Raw genomic sequence first — 3618 nt, forward strand, 5'->3', positions numbered from 1 at the left:
ATGTCACCCTAGAACCTTGTCTATCTTGTTTAAAGTTAATTATTTCAGCTGGGATTAAAGAAGTTTTTTATGAAACTTCTTTTAATGGTGGAGAAAATGCTGTAGTGAGAGATTCCTTTGTCAAAGAAGGGCTAGTTACTTTGGAACAAATTTATTTATCCGAAGCAACGCAGGAAAAAGCTGCTTTATTCCTGCTCAATCCTACATCTGTTGCTAGGTATAAAAATACTTATATTAGCTAGGTCATCCCGTCAGGTTCATAGTACATATGTTAGATATTAGGCATGAATTCTGCTGAGTCTGCCGACGAGACTAAATGTATTAATGTATTATGGAAAAAGCAGTTGAAAAACCACCCGACAAAGAGCGAGAGTTGTTTCCTATCGTCGGAATAGGAGCATCTGCTGGTGGACTGACAGCATTCACTCAGTTACTCGAACATCTACCTAGCGATACTGGCATGGGATTTGTGCTGGTGCAACACTTGGCACGCGATCGCAAGAGTTTACTACCCGATCTTCTTGCCCAAGTATGCCAGATGCCAGTCACAGAAGTGCAGGATGGCATCTTAGTAGAACCCAACCACGTCTACATCATCCCACCAAATCGGAAAATGACTCTCGCTCAAGGCAAGCTGAGACTTGCGCCACGGGAAACCATCGCAGGTAAACATATGCCTGTGGATGCTTTGTTTGATTCCTTAGCTCAAGAGCTAAGTGATAAAGCAATTGGCGTGGTGCTATCAGGAGGTGATGGGGACGGCGCACTGGGATTGAAGGCAATCCAAGCAGCTGGTGGCATTACCTTTGCTCAATGTGAAGCCTCAGCTCAAGTCAGCAGTATGCCGCACCACGCGGCGACAATTAACCACTTGGATTTCATTTTGCCACCACAGGAGATTGCCAAAGAGCTAGCAAAGATTAGCGTGCATCCCTATGTGAAGCATTTTAAACCCACCGAAATTACTCAAATTCTAGTCGATGGTAAGGATAGCATCCAACAAATCTTCGCCATGCTGCGGACAGTCGCAGGGATTGACTTTACAAATTATAAACGTCCTACCTTGCTGCGGCGACTCAAGCGGCGACTAGTGCTGCACAAGATCGAGACGTTGGAGGATTACGTTAAATATCTACAAGCTCATCCCATCGAAATAGAAGCTCTGTCCCAGGAATTTTTAATCCATGTCACTAGTTTCTTTCGAGATCCTGAAGTTTTTCAAGCCCTAAAAACTCAGGTATTTCCCAGGATTACGTCAGATAAATCGTTGTCAAAGCCAATTCGGATTTGGATACCTGGGTGTTCTACGGGGGAAGAAGTCTACTCGATCGCTATTTGCTTGCTAGAATTTTTGTCCGAGCTAGCCACTAAGCCGACAATTCAGCTGTTTGGCACGGACATCAGCGAACTAGCGATCCAGAAAGCCCGTTCGGGAACATACCCGCAAAGCTTAGTAGATCATGTCTCACCAGAACGTTTACGACGCTTCTTTGTCAAAGTGGATGGCGAATATCAAATTGTCAAAAAGATCAGGGAGATGTGTGTTTTTGCCAAGCAAGATCTGGGAGCAGATCCACCTTTTTCCAATTTGGATTTAATTAGTTGTCGGAATGTATTCATTTATTTAGAAAAGGTTTTGCAGCAGCGGGTGATTCCGCTGTTTCATTACAGCCTGAAGCCAACAGGCTTTCTGTTGTTAGGAACTTCAGAGAGTACGGGCGGGTTCTCGGAACTATTTTCAGTAGTAGACAAAAAGCACAAAATTTATGCTAAAAAATTAGCCCCCACTCAGTTAAATTTTAACTTTGTCGATCGCAGTTATTTGACAGAGAAACTCAATAGTAAGAAAATGAGTGAGGATTCTGGGGAAGGTTTCGATCTAGTCGAGAAACAGGCAGATCGGATTGTTTGGAGTGACTACACTCCAGTCGGTGTGGTGATCGACAGCAATTTGGACATCCGGCAATTTCGGGGAGAAACCAGTCCCTACCTTAAACCAGCTTCAGGAAAGCCCAGCTTTAACTTACTAACAATGGCTGAAACTAGCTTGCGATCGGAGTTAAATGCAGCAATTTTACAGGCGAAACAGCAAAATATCGCGGTCAAAAAGTCAGGTATACAGCTCGTAGATCGAAAGCAATTACGCCTCGTCAGTTTTGATGTCATTCCTTTCAAGGTTCCCCCTACAGACGATCGCTACTTTTTAATTTTGTTTAGAGACACTCCCGCTTCATCTGACGGTCGCTCGACGGACGATAGTAGGGCAAGCGTTAGTCGGGGGGGAAAGCAGACGAGCGCTAGGCAGGAGGCAAACCAGTTAAAACAGGAGCTGGCTGCTACTCAAAAGGAGCTGGCTGTCACTAAAGAGAATTTGCAATCGATCGTTCAGGAATATGAGGCAACTAACCAAGATCTCGTGACTGCCAATGAGGAGGTTTTATCAAGCAATGAAGAGTTGCAAAGCATCAATGAGGAACTAGAAACAGCTAAAGAAGAAATTCAAGCAACTAATGAAGAACTGACGACAACTAATGAGGAATTACGCAGTCGGATTCTGGAATCAAACCAGCTGAGCAACGATCTACGTAATGTGCTTGGTAGTATCAATATTCCGATCGTCATGGTAGGAAGAGATTTGCTCATCCGGCGTTTCACTCCAACGGCAGAGGAAATTTTTAACCTAATTCCGACCGATCTCGGGCGACCGCTGAATCATATCAATCCAAACATTAATCTACCAAACTTAGAGCAATCGATTTTAGAGGTGATTGACACCCTAATTATTAAAGAACAAGAGGTGCAAGACGAAAAGGGGCGTTGGTATAGCCTGATGATTCGCCCTTATCAGACTACCGAAGGTCAGATTGATGGCGCAGTAATTCTGTTAGTTAATATTGACGCACTCAAACGCAATGCACAGATACTCAAACAAGCTCGCGATTATGCCGAAGCGATCGTCGAGACAGTCAGAGAACCGCTAGTCATACTCGACGCAAATTTACAAGTCGTCACGGCAAATCAGTCTTTCTATCAAACTTTCCAAGTTTCACCAGCTCAAACAGAAAACCGCAGTATCTTCGCTCTAGGGAACGGTCAGTGGGATACTCCCCAGTTGCGATCGCGCCTAGAAGAAATTCTGTCTCAAAACAACCATCTGGATAATTTTGAAGTTGAGTATGATTTTGAGCAGATTGGACGCAAGACAATGCTGCTTAATGCCCGTAAAATTTCTCAAGCTGACAATACTACTAATATTAACCCGAAGATACTCCTGGCGATCGAGGACATTACCGAGCGCAAGCTATTCGAGCAACAACGCACTCGGCTGTTGACTAACGAGCAGTCACTTCGCGCCGAGGCTGAAGCAGCCAGCCGTGCTAAGGATCAGTTTTTATCCATCGTCTCTCACGAATTGCGTAACCCGCTCAACTCCATGTTAGGCTGGTCGCAATTGCTGCGGAGCCGCAAGTTTGACGCTGCCCAGACTGTGCGGGCGCTGGAGACGATCGAGAAAAGTGCTAAATCCCAAGTCAAGCTAGTTGAAGACCTTCTAGACATTTCCAGCATTATCGCCGGAAAGCTCCGACTTAACACTAGTTCGATCGCTCTCGCATCGGC

General features: G+C 44.9%; 1 protein-coding gene and 1 pseudogene. Both read left to right on the forward strand.

What is annotated here, in order from left to right; genetic code table 11:
• Nucleotides 1–242 (forward strand): annotated as a pseudogene (locus ACRC32_RS09080) (cytidine deaminase); the annotation flags it as partial.
• An 89-nt stretch (nt 243–331) separates the two neighbouring features.
• Nucleotides 332–3618 (forward strand): chemotaxis protein CheB (locus tag ACRC32_RS09085; RefSeq protein ID WP_438553659.1); only part of this gene is annotated, 3287 nt, incomplete at its 3' end.

The organism is Chroococcidiopsis sp., from assembly GCF_051657925.1.
In the GTDB taxonomy this organism is placed as follows: Bacteria; Cyanobacteriota; Cyanobacteriia; order Cyanobacteriales; family Chroococcidiopsidaceae; genus Chroococcidiopsis.